Below are 1,055 nucleotides of genomic sequence, written 5' to 3'. Positions count from 1 at the left end.
GATATCTGAGTCTTCATTTTTTACTAAAGATATACTCTCATATATACTTTTATCAAAGCAGTGATGAAGATATATCTTATCTATATCTTCACTTGCCTTACCATCTTCGTTTTCAATGATGAGATTGTTTATTGTAAGAGTAAGACCTGAACTTGATGCTGATGTAGGCACTACATTGTTGCCATGAGCTAGACGAAGCTTCATATCAAACATAGCCGAGTCTTTATCATCTCTTAGGGTAAAGTTATTTTCTTTGGCGAAATTTAATAAAGAGAAATTTAGGTGTTTGTTGTTAGACGAGGGGAGTTTGAAGTGATGAGAAGTAGGCACGCTACTCCTCTTTTCTATTCTCTGGTAAAACTAAATGACCATTTTTGTCTATTAGGGAGTATTGGACTAATAAAACATAGCTTGCATCCCAGCAATGATTATACCCAAAGCCCTCAATATCGTAGTCCTTATATTTTTCTTCAAAATTTTTATAAAGCTTTAAATTTTTTTCTTTTTGTTTTGCGCTTATGCCTTCAAATTTTAGGTCTGATATAGAGATAGTATCTTCAAAAACCTCTTTAAATTTCTCATAGTCTTCGCCGTAAATTCTACTAAATAGCTCTTTATCGTCCTTATAAAGCATTAAAGTTAGCTTTGCTGCAAAGTCTCTATATTTTTCACTTATACAACCTATACTTTCAGATACAAATAAAGCCTTGCTCTCTACAAAGCTATAGTCATACTCTTTTTTTGAGTATCTAATGCACTCTTTTTTACTATCTTTTATCCTTTCTCTAGCTATCTTTTGAGCTTTATCTTTTAAATTTGGAGCTTCTTTTACTATTAGATTATAAAGATCTGCAAAGTAATTATCTCTAAAAGAGTTATAGTCTGACTGGTATATAAAGTCTTCTAGAGAGTATTTTTTAAATTTATATTTGCCCTTGGCATCATAGCAAGCAAAGCTTGGTGAAATAGTATGGCTGCCATAGTCCATTATGGGATCAAGTGGATAGTCGTTTATCTGCGAAAAGTCAGAGGCAAATTTTATCATAGCTTCGTCT

The 1,055-nt window shown here is 32.3% G+C and carries 1 protein-coding gene and 1 pseudogene; both read right to left on the bottom strand.

Annotated elements, in window-relative coordinates:
• Nucleotides 1-330 (bottom strand): annotated as a pseudogene (locus A3854_RS09475) (hypothetical protein); the annotation flags it as partial.
• 1 nt (nt 331) lies between these two features.
• Nucleotides 332-1,055, bottom strand: a 724-nt coding sequence (locus A3854_RS09615) for a hypothetical protein (RefSeq protein WP_180378659.1), incomplete at its 5' end; no start/stop codon positions are given.

It is taken from the genome of Campylobacter concisus (genome assembly GCF_002092845.1).
GTDB lineage: Bacteria > Campylobacterota > Campylobacteria > Campylobacterales > Campylobacteraceae > Campylobacter_A > Campylobacter_A concisus_AQ.
The sequence above is the reverse complement of the archived record's forward strand: the minus strand, read 5'-3'. Positions and strand labels throughout refer to the sequence as shown.